The sequence below is a fragment of the Simiduia litorea genome (assembly GCF_042853465.1).
GTDB lineage: Bacteria > Pseudomonadota > Gammaproteobacteria > Pseudomonadales > Cellvibrionaceae > Simiduia > Simiduia litorea.
In genome coordinates, this window is the sequence record NZ_AP031497.1 from 2,422,095 (window position 1) to 2,440,089 (window position 17,995).

Sequence of the window (17,995 nt, forward strand, 5' to 3'; positions counted from 1 at the left end):
GATGTGTTAGTTCATACCCCACAGAAAGCGACCGCTTCTACGCTTAGTCAGGCCATCTCCAGTCTTGTATCTCGGGCATATCTAGACCGTTTTTCTCAATGTAAGCTTTGTGTTCGAGCAACTTCTCCAGCAGCTCAGCTTTCAATGTATTTCCTTCTTCGGAGCTATAGGGCAACCTATCAACAACATCCATGGTCAGGTGAAAACGATCCAGCTGGTTCAGCACCGTCATGTCGAAGGCCGTTGTTATCGTCCCCTCCTCTTTGTAACCATGCACATGCATATTGCGGTGATTATGGCGTCTATAGGTTAACCGGTGAATTAAGGCCGGATAACCATGGAAGGCAAAAATGACCGGTTGATCCCTCGTAAAAAGCGCATCGAATTGCGCATCACTCAAGCCATGTGGATGCTCGCTATCCGGTTGTAACTTCATTAGGTCGACAATATTAATGACCCGAATTTTTAGCTTAGGCAGCTTCTCTCGTAAGATAGAAACCGCAGCTAGGGTTTCCAAAGTAGGAACATCACCACAACACGCCATCACCACATCGGGTACAGTGGCATCAACATCATTCAGGGCTTGCTCACTGCCGGCCCAACGCCAAATACCGATTCCAGCGCCACAATGCTTAGCCGCCGAATCAATTGTTAGCCATTGTGGTGACGGGTGCTTGCCCGCAATCACTACATTTACGTAGTGGCGGCTGCGCAGACAATGATCCATGACCGAAAGTAGGCAATTGGCATCCGGTGGTAAATACACACGCACAACACTCGCTTTTTTATTGACCACATGATCGATAAAGCCCGGATCTTGATGGCTAAACCCATTGTGGTCTTGCCGCCACACATGAGACGCTAGTAAATAATTGAGCGATGCAATTTTATGGCGCCAAGGCAAACTCGCGCTCACTTTTAACCATTTCGCGTGCTGGTTAAACATGGCATCAATAATATGGATAAATGCTTCGTAGCAATTGAATAAGCCATGACGGCCGGTCAATAAATAACCTTCAAGCCAGCCTTCGCATTGATGTTCGCTAAGCATCGAATCCATTACCCGGCCGTCTAGGGCAAGCCATTGATCGCTTGCCTCAATAGGCAACTGCCATTGGCGATCCGTGACTTCAAACAAAGCACCTAATCTGTTTGATAATGTTTCATCGGGACCAAATACGCGAAAATTGCGTTGCAGTATATTTAAGTTAGCCACATCGCGTAAAAAGGGCCCGAGCACGAGCGTATCGCCGATACCGCGTATACCCGGTTTCACTACGGCTTCACCATAATCTAGAAAATCAGGTAATTTCAGGTCGCGTAGTAGTGCTCCGCCGTTAGCGTGCGGGTTAGATCCCATTCGATACTGCCCGGTCGGTGCAAGCTCTGCCAACTCTGGTATCAATCGACCATCGTCATCAAACAGCTCGTGTGCGCGATAACTTTTTAGCCACTGCTCCAACAAACCGAGTTGCCCTGCGTGCGACGCGGGATCAGACAGAGGGACTTGGTGCGCTCGACTGGTGCCTTCTATTTGAACACCATCCACCACTTTTGGCCCAGTCCAACCCTTAGGGGAAATCAAGACTATCATAGGCCAGCGCGGCCGAACGGTAATGCCATCAAACCGCGCCTTTTGTTGAATCTCTTTAATCTTAGCAATAACCGAATCTAGTGCCGTTGCCATAGCCGCATGCATAAACGCTGGCTCATCACCTTCTACAAAATACGGCTGCCAACCATAGCCTTCGAATAGCGAATGCAACTCTTCTCGGCTTATTCTTGCAAGCAGCGTTGGGCTTGCAATTTTGTAGCCATTTAAGTGCAAAATTGGCAATACCGCGCCATCAGTAACTGGGTTAAGAAATTTGTTAGAGTGCCAAGCCGTAGCCAAGGGCCCGGTTTCAGCTTCGCCGTCTCCAATCACGCAGGCTGTTATTAAATCTGGGTTATCAAACACAGCGCCGAAAGCGTGACTGAGTGAGTAACCTAGCTCGCCGCCCTCGTGTATTGAACCCGGTGTCTCGGGCGATGCATGGCTGGGAATGCCACCGGGAAAGGAAAACTGCAAAAATAGTTTTTGCATACCCGCTTCGTCTTGGCTTATGTCTGGATAAATTTCACTGTAACTACCTTCGAGATAAGTATTGGCAATAACTGCTGGGCCTCCGTGACCGGGGCCGGCGATAAAGATTATATTCAAACCATCGCGCTTGATTACTCGATTTAAATGCACATAAATAAAATTCTGTCCTGGCGTAGTACCCCAATGCCCTAACAACCTGCGCTTAACATCTGTCAATTCCAATGGCCTGCGCAATAGCGGATTATCAAAAAGATAGATCTGCCCTACTGACAAGTAATTTGCCGCACGCCAATAGGCATCCATGCGCTCGAGCAGTTCCGGACTGTGGGTTTGCATGTCCTAATTCCTTCGAAGTACGTCTCGTACTAAGTGACTAGCGAGCGTTTCTTGCCCGCTAACAGGTCAATTTGCATTTATGACGCTAGTAGCGGTACAGCTGTGCGATGACTTTTTTCAGCTATACGCCCTAATAATTGATGCCAGTCGCTAACAAAAGATGCAGCACCTTCAATTTGCAGTTGTAGCGCTAAAGCCTCTAGCTCTATACCCGCACTCCTAAATTGGATCAAAGTTTTGTCGACCGAGTGATCATCCTCGGACCAGCTGAGTTTTAATGGATCGTGCTTTGCAATGGCTAACAGAGTTTTTTCTGGCACAGTATTTATCGTATCCGCAACAGCCAATGCGCCTATATACAGGGTATCGGGCGCGTCTGGATCTTTTGTGCCCGTGCTGGCCCATAGTAAGGTTTGTGGTAGCGCACCCGCAGCCGCAAGTTTACGCCAGCGTGGCGACAACAACAGCTCACAATAAGCTCGATAACAGGTATGACAGATGGCAATACCCAAGCGATTTCGCAATCGCTTGGGTACCTTATTTTTAACAGCAACATCCCAACGACTCACAAATATCGATGCCACCGACCTAATACGTGGATCTAGCCCTGCTTCAATACGACGCTCAATTCCGCGCATATAGGCGCACGCTGCCGCTAAATATTGTTCGCATGAAAACAAAAGCGTCACATTGATGTTTACACCGGCAAAAATTGCTTCTTCAATCGCCAAAAGCCCTTCTGGCGTACCGGGAATTTTAATGAGTAGGTTTGGGCGTTGCGCTTGTGCATATAGCGCTTTAGCCGACTTTAATGTGCCAGCAGCATCGCTTGCAAGAAGCGGAGACACCTCTAGCGACACACAGCCATCAGTGCCTTCCGTCTGATCATATATTGGACGAAGTAGATCTGCGGCCGCGGTCAAATCCTCAAGTGCCAGCTCGAAAAAAAGCTCCTCTCCGGATTTTCCATTTTTTGCCTGCTGAGCAATTGCTTTATCGTAACTGTCGCTATTGCCGATAGCTTTATCGAAAATAGAAGGGTTTGAGGTCAAGCCAGTAACTGTTAAATCCTGAATGTATCGACTTAAGCCGCCATTGGTAAGCAAAGCACGAGAAATATTATCAAGCCATATGCATTGACCCAATAAATGCAGTTGATTGGTTATATTCATATCTTCGCCTATGCTATGACCAGTACCTAAGCCCACTTCCGGTGCGATTTTATGTTTAAAAAAGAAAGCGTAAGAGTGACAGATGAGCACTGCAAAAGTTCGTTTTAGACAATAACTGTTGACATCTATAACCTGCTATATTTGATTCTATTTCACGATCTATCAGTAGTCGTCGTCAACAGCTGGTTAGAGCGTTACGGATGTTATTTCTATTTTCATTTTTTCATACACTTCGCGCTCTATCTCTCCCCGAACGTATCGTTCGTTGAGAATTTCTAGCGCGCTTCTATACCCTTGCCTATCAATTTTCCGGTATGTTCGATAGCTATAGCCCCAATGGCCAAAACTTGAAATCATTAATACCCAAACAGCGAACCAAAGAAACCAGCCCCAGCCTGTATACCATTCGTGCCAATACAAAGGTTCCATCATTGCCTCCTGAGCTTGAAATTTATGATTTCATAATCGTCGAGAAGATCGGTTTATAATTTCACCACATGAAAATATTTTATTAGTCAAATCGACGTATATATCGACTAAACTGCTTAGCTGGCAGGCCTAATGGTTAGCTCACTAACAACACTTTTAACACCAGAAACGCCACCGACTATATCTTCAATTTTAACCTTGTTGCCATCTGTATCTACCATACCGGTAAGGGTAATCACACCTTTGCTAGCGGTAACATCAATATCAAAATCTCTTAAGTTGACGTCATCTCGCAATGCAGCATTGACTTTGTCGCTCAACGAAAAAGTCTTATTCTCTACATTGGGACTTTCCATCGTCTCAGCTGTCGCTCTTTTAACTGCTGTGCCATAAGGATTTGATACATTATTCTTATCGCAGGCGCTTAAACCAATAGCGAGTAAGGTCATTACCAGCGAAGCTTTAATCAGGTTTAGCTTATTCATGTCTTTTCCTTTGTGAAAAATTATTTAAGATGTGTCACAGATCCCCTGCGCATCCAAGGAATTTTCTCACTCAATAGCAATTCAGTCTGTACGGAAGAACACATAGGATGTACTTAGCAGATTGATGTAAGAGAATGACACCAAATGTAGGTCACCAGACACTTCTGGCAATGACGGAATGTTTGATTTATTAACCTACCTCATTAGGCAGGAAGACATAAGACTGAATTTTTTGCTATCAAAATTAACCTGAAAAATAGCGTTTACACGATAGAATATTCAGGAACATACTCCATTATTGCCTAAATTTAAGATTCGCAACACTGATTGCGCGATAATTATCTCTTCGTTGCTTGGTATAACCAGCACATTAACACGGCTCGTTTCAACTGATATATTCAGCGAATTTTCTCGATTCAACTTTTGATCAATTTCGACACCCAGAAAGCCAATATTGGCGCAAATTCGCTGCCGAATCGGTGGGGAATTTTCACCAATCCCACCGGAAAATATCAATGTATCTAAACCGCCTAAAGTCGCGCAATAAGCACCGATGGCTTTAGTGACCTGATAGCAAAATAGCGCAATAGCTTCGGCGGCTTTATCATCATCGCTTTCTTGCTCTAGTAGGACACGCATATCTGAACTTATCGTTGAAACGCCAAGCAGCCCCGACTCGCGATTAATCATGGAATAAAACGCTTCACTACTCAATTCTTCATTATTGGATAGAAAGAAAACCAATCCTGGATCTAGGTCGCCTGATCGAGTCCCCATCATAATGCCGCCCGAAGGCGTAAATCCCATTGTGTTATCTATGCTTTTTCCATCCTTCACCGCGGTAATACTCGCGCCATTACCCAGATGGGCAATGATGACTCGCTCTGAAATGGCAGCGCAATCTTCTAAATTCCGCAATTTCTGCACCAGATATTCGCAAGACAGACCATGAAATCCGTAGCGCCGAATACCCTGCGCCTCATAGTGACGCGGCAGTGGTAACTGGCTAGCCACTCGAGGCATTGTTTGATGGAAGGCGGTATCAAAGCAGGCTATCTGCGGCATATCGGGATAGCCCACAAGAAATGCTTTAATAAACGCGATTTCGAGTGGCAGATGTTCTGAGTCATAGGGCACAAGCCCTTGTAACTGCGCCAGCAACACTGGAGTAACTAACTGAGCATCTGTCATATCCATCCCGTGTACAACACGGTGTCCGACGGCCTTAATCTCAGAGAAATTAATTTTGGCCTCAAGCCACATTAAAAGTTGCTCAGCAACCGACAAATGGCCACGTTTTTCAAGATGCCCAGTAAAAGACGTATTATCAGTCAAATTTTTTGCCGTCAAGCGAACACGGTCACGCCCAATACCGTCGATTTTTCCCAGTAACATCGGCTGTGGCTCGGCCTGTAATCCATAAACCGCAAAGCGAACACTTGACGACCCACCATTGATAATCAAAATTCCTGGCCTATTTACGTCAAGCATAATTCCCCTTGAACAATCAATGTGTTTGCCGCTTAAGGCGTAGCGCATTGGTAATGACAGATACGGAACTTAAACTCATCGCCGCGCTAGCAATCATTGGGCTAAGCAATAGACCAAACCACGGATACGGTGCGCCAGCGGCGATAGGAACGCCTATAAAGTTATATGCGAAGGCGAAGAAAAGGTTCTGGCGAATGTTGGCCATTGTGTTTTGACTCAATAGACGGGCTTTAGCAATGCCAAGCAAATCACCCTTAACAAGTACGGTACGGGCACTGTTCATTGCTGCATCTGCGCCTGTAACCATCGCTATACCAACGTCTGCTTGAGCGAGTGCAGGCGCATCATTAACATCATCGCCAGCATGGCAACTATATGACCCTTTGCCTGCAACTCTTTTAGGTAATGTAGTTTATCATCGGGCGTGACTTCAGCCTTGAATTCATCGATATTGAGTGATTTAGCAACTGCCGCCGCCGTTATCGTGTTATCTCCGGTTAACACCACAACGGATAAGCCTGCACGATGCAAAGCCGCGATGGCCTGTGCCGTTGTGGGCTTAATGGCGTCGGCAACACTTATTAATCCAGCCAAGTTCCCGTCGACAGATAGAAACATTACCGTTTGGCCTTGCTCTCTTAATGATGTAGCGTCTTTTTGTAGATATCAGATCAATGAACCAATCAATGAAAACTGATATTCAATACTTTCTGAGTTTAGCGTTTAATTACAGAAATCTTTGTCCCCTCAATACTTACGCCAGCCATAAGCCCTTGCTGATCAAATATAAACGCGTAAGCATCATCTTTTAACGTTGATGATGATAGATTCTTTGCCACGCCTTCCGTTACAACAACCACTGTTGGACCCACACCGATTTCCCAGCCGTGGGATTCTCGAAGGTACTTAACCGCTTTATCATTCATCAAAAAGACTGCATAGCCATAGGATTGCGCTCCTGCTTGCAACCCCCAAGAGCCCGTTACGGCATTGTAGTAATCCACAGCTTTATCAGCCTTTAACAACACACCTTCGCCGTAACTACCGCCGAATATTAATCCGGCCTTAACAATATTCGGGAAGACAAGTACAGCCTTAGCATTTTTCGATAGTTCCATCGCAACTGGGCTAGTATCATTCAGCATCTCTAACGCATGCTTTGCGTCTTCATCCAAATCCTCTGCTGTTGCCGCATAAACACTGCTAGCGAGAGAAACGGATAAAGCCAGTGCACCAACCAGCAACAGTGAAAACACATTGCGCCGTTTCGTAAACATGGCACTCTCCTTTCATTAATAAATTTAAACAGAAAAAATATCAGATAGAATTCATTCGATCATTCATCCACCGCGACTCAGAAATGGTAAGTAACGCCCGCGTACAATGCCTGCACATCATCTTTAGAGCCATCAACACCAGACAGATCCGCGTAATACTGAAACTCTCCACGCAAAGCAAAATGCTGACTCATATAGAAATTTACACCAGCACCTAGATAGGGTTTTAAGTCAGAGTCATTCTTAACGGGAACACCCTGTACCGTACCGCTATTATTTGTCTCGTAACGCGCAACGCCTAGACGACCGAAGGCACTAAAGCGCTCTCCTAGCGGCAAGGACGCTATGCCGCTTAGCGTCCAGGCATTAGCCTCTTGACTGGCGTTTAGATTGTTATCGTGAGAGTCGAAAAGCGTGCCGAAACTGGTGTAGCCAAACTCTGCACTCCACACGCGATTAAAGTCGTAGCCAACATCAATACGAGTACTGGTATCGGAATTATCACAATCAATCAACCTATCACAACTATCATGAGCATCGGCACGTCCGGCATCAATGCCGATCGAAAAGCCAGAGTCAGTATTTGGTTCGGCGAACACATTGGCCATTGAAACTAATGCAATGCCGAGTGCCGCGATTTTCACATTTGAAGTAAACATACTATTCAACCGGTAAGGTAATGAGCGACCGAAAGGCCCCTCTAGAAATCACACAATAGGAAATCGACCTCCCACTCTGTTCCCTATCGCACCAAGAATTAAAAAATATACTGCAGATTTAACGCCTGTGATGTCGACAATTGAACATCGGAGAACGACCAGAAAGCACTATGGAACACAAGTGAATCAGATATTACGTGTATTTTTAACAGCACAAAGTAATATCTGACAAGGATGACTTTTTCTATGATCGATAAGACAATCTTTTTAAAAAACTACAAGCCAAGCATTACCCACCATTGTAGTTATATTATTTTACGGGCTAGCAACAATACAACACCGAATAAAACAAATGTTACACCTGCCCAGATTGGTATATTGAATCGGTCTGTTTCCGAAAGCGACATATGCAAGGACCCAATGTCTGCGTTGTGAACGTCACTGGTATAAGTGAAGCCTCCATACGCAAGGCCCAAAGCGCCTATAACTATCAGAATTATAGCGATCATCTTTTGTAGACCCATGTTAAATTCTCCTGCCTTGAATTATTCGGACCGCTAGAACAACTATCGCCAGCACGATAAGCACATGAATAAACCCGCCTAGGGTATAGGATGAAACCAACCCAACAGCCCAAAGCAGTATTAATACAATCACAATTGTCTCTAACATGCTGTTCTCCTACGGTTTAAATAGGAACAGATTAAGCTTGCCTAGCGCTTTCGTCTGTTCGCCATAGCACACAGCATTGCTAAGTTTTAATATATTTATTGATTGTCAGAATCTCGCAACAAAACGCCATCAATAAGTATTTTGGCCTCTTGCAGAATGCGCTGAAGATGATCTATATCGCGGTAACTCTCAGCGTAAATCTTGTAGATATCTTCAGTACCTGAGGGCCGAGCAGCAAACCATCCGTGCTCTATTTCAACTTTTATACCACCGATTGCCGCGTTATTACCACGCGCATGGGTGAGTGTGGCGAAGACAGGATCACCGCCTAACAGCTTTGGTTTCACTTGCTCTCCCGTCAATTGTGCCAAGGCATTTTTTTTGCGCCATAGTAGCTGAAACTTGTACTGTATCTGTGACCGCTACACCTAAGTCTCTGCTCAATTAACCATAGAGCGTTGCTGGATCACGGCCGCTGCGGGCCAAGATTTCTGCCGACAAGAGGGCCAATGCCAAACCGTCCTTGTCGGTGGTCCAAACGCTGCCATCGAGACGTAGAAAACTAGCACCAGCGCTCTCTTCTCCAGCAAAGCCTAGGCTGGAATCGTGTAATCCGTTGGCGAACCATTTAAATCCTACCGGTACTTCAACCACATTTCGCTTTAGCCTCGTGCACACGCGATCAATCATCTGAGTCGTTACCAGTGTTTTACCCACCCCAGCATGCTTCGGCCAATCCGGCCGATACTGGAACAGATAGCTAACAGCCACGGCCAAATAATGATTTCCCGACATTAAGCCTGCACCGGGTGTCACTATGCCGTGTCGGTCGTGATCCGTATCGCAAGCAAAGGCAATATCAAATTGATCCTTCATATTGATAAGCGACTGCATAGCGTAGCGAGACGACGGGTCCATACGGATTTGGCCATCCCAATCAACGCACATAAAGCGAAAGGTGGCATCAACTTCCGGATTGGTTACACGAAGATCCAGTCCATACCGATCGGCTATTGCTGCCCAATAATGCACACCTGCGCCACCCATTGGGTCGACGCCCATGCGCAGCGCCTGACCACGAACCACGTCCATGTCGACGACATTGGTAAGATCATTGACGTAACTATTTAGAAAGTCATGCACATGGGTTGTGTCTGCACGCAGTGCTTGCTCGATACCAAACCGCCGCACGCCGTTTAAGTGATTCCTAAGAAATTCATTCGCCTTTTTTTCAATCCAATCAGTGGTGAGATTGTCGGCGGGACCGCCGTTGGCCGGATTGTATTTAAAGCCGCCGCTGTCGGGCGGGTTATGCGAGGGCGTAATAATAATTCCGTCGGCAAGCCCTTTACTGCGACCGCGGTTATAACACAGGATGGCATGTGAAATTGCAGGCGTAGGTGTAAATTCTTCCATCGGCGCCATCATCACTTCGACGCCATTAGCCGCAAGTACTTCTAAAGCACTGTTACATGCGGGCCCGGATAACGCATGCGTATCAATACCCAAAAATAAGGGGCCATCGATACCCTGTAGCACCCGATAGTGGCAAATTGCTTGACTGATGGCCAGCACATGCATCTCGTTAAAGCTGCCCTCCAAAGCCAAACCACGATGACCCGATGTGGCAAATACCACACCTTGTTGTGGATCATCTGGATCAGGTTTTATTGCGTAGTAATGCCTTACCAGCTCAGAAACGTTAATCAATATACTCGCGGGTGCAGGCTTACCCGCCAAGGCACTAATCTTCATTGCCTGTCCAGTGTGGGCCTAGTGTATCTCCGCATTAATATGTGCAGTGTGTTGGAGCATATACGTAGGTAAAGCGGTCTAGAGCGACATTAATCAGTAGTATCGCAATGAATAAAATCGGTTAACCGTATTTCTCATAACCGATACGACAGAAGACGTTAGGTACTTTTCACCTCGCTAAAACTTGTCTTTAGCTGCTCGTTTAACATCGACTCAAATTGCGCTTTACTAAAAAGGCCAAGGGATTCCGCAGCGACTTCTAAAGACACACGGCTTGCCTCAGCCGTGTGGACAATTTTTGCCGCAACATCGTAGCCAATTTTAGGTGCTAACAAAGTAATAGCGGACAAATTGTTCCGCATATTTGATTCTATTTGTTTCAAATTGAGAGCTAATCCGCTAACCGTATTGACTGCGAAAGAGATCATGGCATCGGACAATAATTCGATACTTTCCGATACATTGTGAATAATAAGAGGTCGATAGGTATTTAATTGCAACTGTCCACTGGACGCAGCCAGAGAGACACTAAGATCATTACCAAATACTTGTAGACAGACCATGCTCAAGGCTTTACATTGCGTCGGGTTTATCTTCCCGGGCATGATTGAACTACCCGGCTCATTCGCAGGTAAAATCCATTCATTTATACCGCAGCGCGGGCCGCTGCCCAACAAACGAGTATCATTGGCTATCTTAAGTAAAACAGCGGCAAGCTGTTTAAGGCTACTACTATAACGCAATAAGGCATCTTCACCGGATACCGCGGCATACAGGTTAGAATGCTGTTCGAACGGCATACTGTAATATTCCGCTAAGCGCTCAACCACTTGCCGGCCGAACATACTTGGCGCATTTGCGCCACATCCAATAGCCGTCGCTCCGAGCGCTAGTTGAAATACAAACCTCATACTCTCCTCAATAGCACTCCTTGCCGCTGCCAATTGACTAATGTAGGCCGAAATAATGGCTCCTACACTTATTGGCAAAGCATCCATCATATGGGTTCGGCCGACTGTATAAGTGGTGCAAAACTCTGCTTCTTTCTTGTTTAACACCGCCTCAAGTAACGCCATTGCCTTAAATAGCAATGTCTGTGAAAGCTGCGCAACCACGATATGCATGGCACTCGGGAAAACATCATTGGTAGACTGTGACATATTGACGTGATCATTGGGATGTATTTTTGGCAAGTCTCTCGCAACACTCTTCTTTTTGCCTCTGATTAAATAGCCATTCGCCAGAGAGGTTATTACCTCATTTACATTCATATTTGTCTGGGTACCAGATCCTGTTTGCCACACCCGCAGCGGAAATTGATCATTATGTTTGCCAGAAATAACTTCTTCGCATGCGAACGCAATCGCCTCCAAGTGACTCTGCGACAGGAGAAATCTGGCATGATTAACAACCGCACATAAGCGCTTAATCGTCACTAGGGCATGGATAAACTCAATGCGAAAACCTTGCTTTCCAATATCAAAATTTCGCAACGAGCGCTGAGTTTGCTCACTCCATAGCACTCCGGCTTCAACCTCTATTTTCGGAAACCTACTATCCTTCATATTTTTCAACGCATTTTCCTTTTATGATTGAGTTTCCTATCGACTAACGCGAATTAGTATTCACTCAATACTGGGAAGCGGCCGTAGAGTCGACAACCCAAAAACGCAATAACAACAAACCGGACAACGCCGATAGCATCGTGGCGGACAAAATCCCCAACTTTACGGCGTTAATTTGATCAGGACTGTAAGCTAAATTGGCAATAAACAAAGCCATGGTAAAACCGATACCCGCCAACATCCCGCCTCCTAGTATCATTCGCCATGACAAGTCGACTGGCGTCACGGCCAGGTGTAGTTTTACAGCCAACCAACTGAATAGGAAGACACCTACAGGCTTTCCCATTACAAAACTTATTACAACAGCCAAGGTTAAAGAAGATTCAAAATCTGCGCCGGCAAAGGAGATACCTGCGTTTGCAAATGCAAATAATGGCATGACAACGAACCCGACCCACGGATGCAATGCTATTTCCAAGCGTTCAACAGGCGACAGTACTTCGCGTGCTGCGGCTTCCGTTGTTTTTAATACTTCAGGATCTAGAGCTTGATCGCCGCTTGGATCAAAAGATGTGTTGTCGACCACGCTATCGATGATGGTGTGGAAGCGGTCATCGCTAACCCACTGTTTTGTTGGCGTCATCAAACCCAAAATAACGCCGGTAATAGTTGGGTGAATACCCGACGCGTCGACCGCCAACCAAATTAAACCGCCGGCGATGAAAAATAGGGAAATGTTTCTAACGCCGAGGAATGCCATCGTTTTTACAGATAGAAAACCGAGTAACGCGAGCCCAATGAACAGCCAATTAAGGTCGCTGCCATAACCTATAGCCACAACAATAATCGCACCAATATCGTCAACCACAGCTAACGACAGCATAAATACTCGTAAACTTTTTGGTATGCGTTTACCTAGTAGGGCCAAACAACCAATCACAAACGCCGTGTCGGTAGCCATCACCGTTCCCCAACCGTTCTGACCAGGCTCCTGATACTGAAACGCTAAATAAATCAATGCCGGTACTAACATACCACCAACGGCCGCACTAACCGATAGCATGGCTAATCGAGGCTCGCGCAATTCACCAAGAACCAGCTCTCGCTTAAGCTCTAAGGCTATCAGAAAGAAAAATAACGTCATCACTGCGTCGTTAATCCAGCTATGTAATGATCGCTCGAAAACAATAGTGCCGATATTTATGCCAACGGAGAGATGCCATAAATTTCTGAAAACATCACTGAGAGGAGAATTCGCTAGAATTAAAGCTATTACTGTAAAGAGCAGTAATACAACACCTGCCGCGGTTTCAACCTGAACAAATCTCGCAATAGGCTCTACGAACCAGTCGATACGCTCTTCTGGAAGCTGTGCGACCGAATCTTTCCTAACGACTTTCGGTTCGTCCATATTAGGTTGCAAGCTTTCGGCGCGCAACTTCACCCATAGATTTATCTGAGTTATCAGCATCTAGCCTGGCAAAATTTATCGCGTCTTTTAGATTGTCATAACGATATTCTTTATAGCGGTAGATTAATCTATTTTCACATGTAATGTGATAGCGCTTTAAATCATCAGCATCATCGTGATTCATTTTATTTTTCCTTTGCTAGCACAGACTTATACAACATCAGATTTAAAATATCTGCCATATAAATCTTCGCTCATAGAAAACCAATCTTCATAAAAGCGAAAAAGCAGATGAAAACAATGCCATGCGCCCTACTTACAACGCTTAACATTGCACAAAAGTCTCCGTTCAAGCGAATTTTTATAGCGCAACTATTGCCGCAAAAAAATTTACAGGAGGCAATAAAAAATAGTTATACCGAAGATATAAATAATATTTTTTACACAAATAGAATCAGGTGGAATAGAATTTAATGACATGAAACCTTCACATTCGACACATATTCTTTATAACCACAAATAGTCACGCGGCCTTCATAAGCATTGATAGACGCACGAACTTTTAAGGAAAGCTAAAAACCTAACAACCAGAGCCTTACATCCAGAAATCTTACATATGGAATAGCTGTACACAAAAGTCGTTTTTATTAGCGGTGAAAAATTTCAAAAAAATCGAGCTAAACTTAATTTCAACCAGCCAAACCCATGGTAGAAACATCTTAACGTTAACGTATTGATAGTGAAATCCTACGCCACCAAATAGTCTTACGTGCGGACAATAAAACACGCGTCTCAGCACTACTACCAATAGCCTATACACTGCATTCAAATCTTTCTGTCCGCTAGCGTACATACCGGAAACAGCTTTAATGATACTGTGCATAAGTCCATAGTAGCTGCACAAGCAAAGGGATTATCAAATGAACATGCTTGCGACTAAAGAAAATATCGGCACTGTCATATCAGTCGCCGGCAGTGTAGTGGACGTAGCATTTAATGAATACTTACCCGCTATCTTTTCCGTTCTACATATTGACCAAACGCCCCCTAATGGCAAGCCAGCCGATCTTAACAGCAGCCGCATCACCATCGAAGTGTTGAGTCATATCAATTCACATCGTATTCGCGCAATTGCATTAACTCCTACCCAAGGTTTAGCGCGTGGTATGAACGTGATAGATACAGGCGCACCGCTATTAGCGCCAGTCGGCAAGCCAATTCTATCGCGCATGTTTAATGTATTTGGCAAACCCATTGATGACGGTCCAGCACTAGAAAACATCAGCTGGGAATCAGTACACAATACGCCGCCATCTTTGAAAAACCGGCGAACCGACTCCGAAATTTTCGTCACCGGCATTAAAGTTATCGACGTGCTTTTACCACTCGAACGCGGAGGTAAAGCGGGCCTGTTTGGCGGAGCCGGCGTTGGTAAAACAGTGCTACTAGCGGAGATCATTCACAACATGGCTGGTGGTCACGCCGGCGTGAGTATTTTCTGCGGCATTGGCGAGCGATCACGCGAGGGTGAAGAGCTATACCGTGAAATGTGCGCGGCCGGTGTGCTACCCAATATGGTGATGGTTTTTGGCCAAATGAATGAGCCGCCCGGCAGTCGCTTTCGGGTAGGCCAGGTTGCGCTCACCATGGCTGAATATTTTCGCGACCAAGAGCACAGGGATGTGCTGTTATTGATCGACAATATTTTTCGCTTCATTCAGGCTGGTGCGGAAATCTCTGCGCTCATGGGCCAAATACCCTCCCGCCTTGGCTACCAGCCAACACTAGCGACCGAGCTCGCTAGTTTGGAAGAGCGCATAGCCAATACGGATGCAGGTGCTATCACATCAATTCAGGCAGTCTACGTACCGGCCGACGATTTCACCGACCCGGCGGCAGTGCATACCTTCTCACACCTTTCTGCGTCTATCGTCTTATCGCGCAAACGAGCGAGCGAGGGCCTCTATCCCGCCATAGATCCTTTGCTATCCAACTCCAAAATGGCCACCCCAGGAATTCTAGGAGAGCGCCATTATCAATTAGCACAAGACATTCGCAAAACACTGGCCCAATACGCGGAGCTGAAGGACATCATCGCCATGCTGGGCTTAGAACAACTTTCGGCGTCCGATCGAAAAGTCGTGGGGCGCGCTAGACGGCTAGAGCGTTTTTTTACTCAGCCTTTCTTCACCACCGAACAATTCACCGCTATGGCTGGCAAGTTAGTATCACTAGAGGATGCCCTTACAGGCTGTGAGCGAATTTTAGCCGATGAATTTAACGATTATCCAGAACAGGCCTTATATATGATTGGCTCCGTTGATGACGCGAAATTAGTTAAGGACACAGAAAGCAAGAAAGCTTCTGAGGCTAAAGAAAGTCAAAAAATTATAGATGGTGAAGAAGAGGAAAAGGTAGATAAAAACATGGCTAAACGCGATGAATCTTAAATTGCTACTACCGTATGGCATATTTATGAAGCAAAAAAATATACAGCACATTCTAGTGGAAACAGATCAAGGCAGCTATGGGCTATTACCACACAGGCTTGACTGTGTGGCGGCGCTTGTACCCGGAATCTTGATCTTTCAAAGCAGTTACACACCCGACCCTAGGGGTACAGAAACCTATATCGCTGTCGATGCAGGCGTGCTGGTAAAAACCGGCATGGATGTGGTTGTTTCCGTCAGACACGCGGTTGTGGGCAATGATCTAGACAACCTACATGAGGCGGTTGATAAAAATTTTATACAACAAAACGAACGCAACCAAAAAATTCACGCTGTATTTAAAAAAATGGAAAGTGATTTTATTACTCGTTTATCCGACTTCCATAAGGATCCTTAGCCACTATGCATGCGTTAACACCATTAAACATTGATAACAAGCGTTTGGACTGTTAGCGATGAGACAAGCTCATTGAAACACAGTAAAACTGACGCTCAGAAAACGCGTTTTCCAGCTCTTGTGGGCGTAAAAGTAGCTCGAAAGCTTAAAGCAAAAAAAATCGATAACCCCGGCATCTGGTTTGGCCTAGGTACTATGGGCTTAATTGGCTGGTCGGTCGCTATACCGACGCTACTTGGTGCTGCATTTGGCATTTGGCTAGATGGGGAATATCCAGGTACGCGATCATACACCTTAGCGCTACTGATCGCGGGGCTATGCCTTGGCTGTTTTAACGCTTGGCATTGGGTCGGCAGAGAGCAGCGCGAAATGCATGAACAACCTAAGGAGGAAGATGATGATTGACTTTGTACCGCTGTCAATGACAGCAACCGTTGGGATAAGTATGGGTATTATTTTTTATGGCGGGCTATACGTCACTGTCACCCAAGGCCTGAATTCACCCCGCCCCGCCCTTTGGTTTAGTGTAAGTTTTCTATTGCGTATGTGCTTTGTGCTTCTAGCGTTGTATTTTATTAACGACGGGCATTGGCAAACTATAGTTGCTTTCTTAACTGGATTTTTAGTCACTGGCGCTATATTTCAATTACTTAAAGGAATGCAAACTCAAGTTGCGTCAGCCAGCTTAAAAAGCGTACCTATCAAATCAATTTCAGTACGCAAGCAATAGGTGCACCATGCGCGTTAAAATCTATTATTACAAGTATGTAGGGCCCTGCCGTGCGCAGTTACGCTTATGGATATGAGCCCAGACAGTTCTATTTTCTGGCAGTTTGGATGGTTCACGTTGAATGCCACCATAGTTTATACTTGGGCTTTAATGCTCGGTTTAACACTGGGTTCGTTATTGATTATACGTAAGCTATCTAACGCCTTAGAGCGCACTCGCTGGCAGAATCTACTGGAGATTATTGTTACCGGTATCGTTAGCCAAATTGCAGAGGTGGGATTGGCGAAACCAAAACACTATGTTGGATTCCTAGGCACCCTTTTTCTTTTTATCGCATCGTCAGCTTTTTGCACAATTATTCCCGGCTTCGAACCACCAACGGGATCGCTTTCAACCACAACAGCACTGGCGCTATGTGTGTTTGTTGTGGTGCCGTTTTATGGTGTTCAACAACAGGGGCTGAAGAAATATTTAGCATCCTATATTCAGCCCACGATAATTATGCTGCCGTTTAATCTCATCAGTGAATTATCACGTACCTTGGCACTCGCGGTACGGCTGTTTGGTAACATGATGAGTGGCGCGATGATTATCGCCATTCTACTTACCATCACCCCTTTTATTTTTCCCATCGTAATGACACTGCTTGGCTTGCTCACGGGCATGGTGCAAGCCTACATTTTTAGTATTTTGGCAGCAGTCTACATCGCGGCTGCGGCACGCAGCGTAAGACGCCCTTGCAAAAACGCCAACAGCGATAATACGAACATATCAACTTGAGGATTTCTTATGGATAGCATGACTATGATAGCCCTTGTCTCCATTGTAATGGCCGGTTTAACCACAGGTTTTGGCACTATGGGCCCAGCGCTAGGCGAAGGTCGCGCTGTGGCAAGCGCATTAACGTCACTGGCGCAACAGCCCGATGCGTCGGCCACCATCACTCGCACCTTATTTGTGGGGTTAGCGATGATCGAATCCACTGCAATTTATTGTTTTGTTGTATCAATGATACTGCTGTTCGCCAACCCATTCTGGAATTTTGCATTAACACAGGCTCAATCGACGGGACACTAATTC

19 protein-coding genes and 1 pseudogene are annotated in these 17,995 nt (G+C 45.6%); 6 read left to right on the top strand and 14 right to left on the bottom strand.

Annotated features, from left to right (window positions below; translation table 11 throughout):
- Nucleotides 1-43: 43 nt before the first annotated feature.
- The 14 genes from ACGHTT_RS10805 to ACGHTT_RS10870 all read right to left on the bottom strand — a co-directional run bounded on the left by ACGHTT_RS10805 (nt 44) and on the right by ACGHTT_RS10870 (nt 13,522).
- The gene (locus ACGHTT_RS10805) at nt 44-2,422 is read right to left on the bottom strand and encodes a phosphoketolase (protein ID WP_390590491.1); all 2,379 of its coding nucleotides are present in this window, start codon (nt 2,420-2,422) and stop codon (nt 44-46) included.
- A 77-nt stretch (nt 2,423-2,499) separates the two neighbouring features.
- Complete coding sequence (gene tal, locus ACGHTT_RS10810; protein WP_390590492.1) at nt 2,500-3,594, bottom strand: transaldolase; 1,095 nt, start codon at nt 3,592-3,594, stop codon at nt 2,500-2,502.
- A gap of 545 nt (nt 3,595-4,139) precedes the next feature.
- Entirely contained in the window at nt 4,140-4,508 is a 369-nt protein-coding gene (locus tag ACGHTT_RS10815; protein ID WP_390590493.1) for a BON domain-containing protein, read from the bottom strand.
- A gap of 279 nt (nt 4,509-4,787) precedes the next feature.
- Nucleotides 4,788-5,999, bottom strand: a complete 1,212-nt coding sequence (locus tag ACGHTT_RS10820) for an acetate/propionate family kinase (RefSeq protein WP_390590494.1) — start codon at nt 5,997-5,999, stop codon at nt 4,788-4,790.
- A gap of 16 nt (nt 6,000-6,015) precedes the next feature.
- A complete protein-coding gene (locus ACGHTT_RS10825) occupies nt 6,016-6,306 on the bottom strand; it encodes a hypothetical protein (RefSeq protein ID WP_390590495.1) in 291 nt (96 codons plus the stop codon).
- 2 nt (nt 6,307-6,308) lie between these two features.
- Complete coding sequence (locus tag ACGHTT_RS10830) at nt 6,309-6,617, bottom strand: HAD-IC family P-type ATPase (protein WP_390590496.1); 309 nt, start codon at nt 6,615-6,617, stop codon at nt 6,309-6,311.
- Nucleotides 6,618-6,715: 98 nt separating this feature from the next.
- A complete protein-coding gene (locus ACGHTT_RS10835) occupies nt 6,716-7,276 on the bottom strand; it encodes a YSC84-related protein (protein WP_390590497.1) in 561 nt (186 codons plus the stop codon).
- A 77-nt stretch (nt 7,277-7,353) separates the two neighbouring features.
- Nucleotides 7,354-7,935 (bottom strand): outer membrane beta-barrel protein, encoded by a 582-nt coding sequence (locus ACGHTT_RS10840; RefSeq protein ID WP_390590498.1) that lies wholly within the window; start codon nt 7,933-7,935, stop codon nt 7,354-7,356.
- 525 nt (nt 7,936-8,460) lie between these two features.
- Nucleotides 8,461-8,607 (bottom strand): lmo0937 family membrane protein, encoded by a 147-nt coding sequence (locus tag ACGHTT_RS10845; RefSeq protein ID WP_390590499.1) that lies wholly within the window; start codon nt 8,605-8,607, stop codon nt 8,461-8,463.
- Nucleotides 8,608-8,702: 95 nt separating this feature from the next.
- Nucleotides 8,703-8,954: a hypothetical protein gene (locus tag ACGHTT_RS10850; RefSeq protein WP_390590500.1), complete on the bottom strand. Its 252-nt coding sequence runs from the start codon at nt 8,952-8,954 to the stop codon at nt 8,703-8,705.
- A 97-nt stretch (nt 8,955-9,051) separates the two neighbouring features.
- Nucleotides 9,052-10,362: an alpha-D-glucose phosphate-specific phosphoglucomutase gene (locus tag ACGHTT_RS10855; RefSeq protein ID WP_390590501.1), complete on the bottom strand. Its 1,311-nt coding sequence runs from the start codon at nt 10,360-10,362 to the stop codon at nt 9,052-9,054.
- Between the two features lie 158 nt (nt 10,363-10,520).
- Entirely contained in the window at nt 10,521-11,927 is a 1,407-nt protein-coding gene (locus tag ACGHTT_RS10860; protein WP_390595035.1) for a lyase family protein, read from the bottom strand.
- A gap of 64 nt (nt 11,928-11,991) precedes the next feature.
- Nucleotides 11,992-13,338 (bottom strand): Na+/H+ antiporter NhaA, encoded by a 1,347-nt coding sequence (nhaA, locus tag ACGHTT_RS10865; RefSeq protein ID WP_390590502.1) that lies wholly within the window; start codon nt 13,336-13,338, stop codon nt 11,992-11,994.
- A gap of 1 nt (nt 13,339) precedes the next feature.
- Nucleotides 13,340-13,522, bottom strand: coding sequence for a hypothetical protein (locus tag ACGHTT_RS10870; protein ID WP_390590504.1), 183 nt, complete (start codon nt 13,520-13,522; stop codon nt 13,340-13,342).
- 736 nt (nt 13,523-14,258) lie between these two features.
- Here ACGHTT_RS10870 and atpD point away from each other — a divergent pair.
- From atpD to ACGHTT_RS10900, 6 genes and pseudogenes are all read left to right on the top strand, one after another.
- A pseudogene (atpD, locus tag ACGHTT_RS10875) lies at nt 14,259-15,668 on the top strand (F0F1 ATP synthase subunit beta); the annotation flags it as partial.
- 145 nt (nt 15,669-15,813) lie between these two features.
- The gene (locus tag ACGHTT_RS10880; protein WP_390590506.1) at nt 15,814-16,185 is read left to right on the top strand and encodes a F0F1 ATP synthase subunit epsilon; all 372 of its coding nucleotides are present in this window, start codon (nt 15,814-15,816) and stop codon (nt 16,183-16,185) included.
- 72 nt (nt 16,186-16,257) lie between these two features.
- Nucleotides 16,258-16,590 (top strand): AtpZ/AtpI family protein, encoded by a 333-nt coding sequence (locus ACGHTT_RS10885; protein ID WP_390590508.1) that lies wholly within the window; start codon nt 16,258-16,260, stop codon nt 16,588-16,590.
- The gene (locus ACGHTT_RS10890) at nt 16,580-16,915 is read left to right on the top strand and encodes an ATP synthase subunit I (RefSeq protein ID WP_390590509.1); all 336 of its coding nucleotides are present in this window, start codon (nt 16,580-16,582) and stop codon (nt 16,913-16,915) included. Before ACGHTT_RS10885 ends, ACGHTT_RS10890 begins: the two co-directional genes overlap by 11 nt.
- Before the next feature lie 72 nt (nt 16,916-16,987).
- Nucleotides 16,988-17,695, top strand: coding sequence for a F0F1 ATP synthase subunit A (locus ACGHTT_RS10895; RefSeq protein WP_390590510.1), 708 nt, complete (start codon nt 16,988-16,990; stop codon nt 17,693-17,695).
- A 9-nt stretch (nt 17,696-17,704) separates the two neighbouring features.
- Nucleotides 17,705-17,992, top strand: coding sequence for a F0F1 ATP synthase subunit C (locus ACGHTT_RS10900; RefSeq protein WP_390590512.1), 288 nt, complete (start codon nt 17,705-17,707; stop codon nt 17,990-17,992).
- The last annotated feature ends 3 nt before the right edge of the window (nt 17,993-17,995 follow it).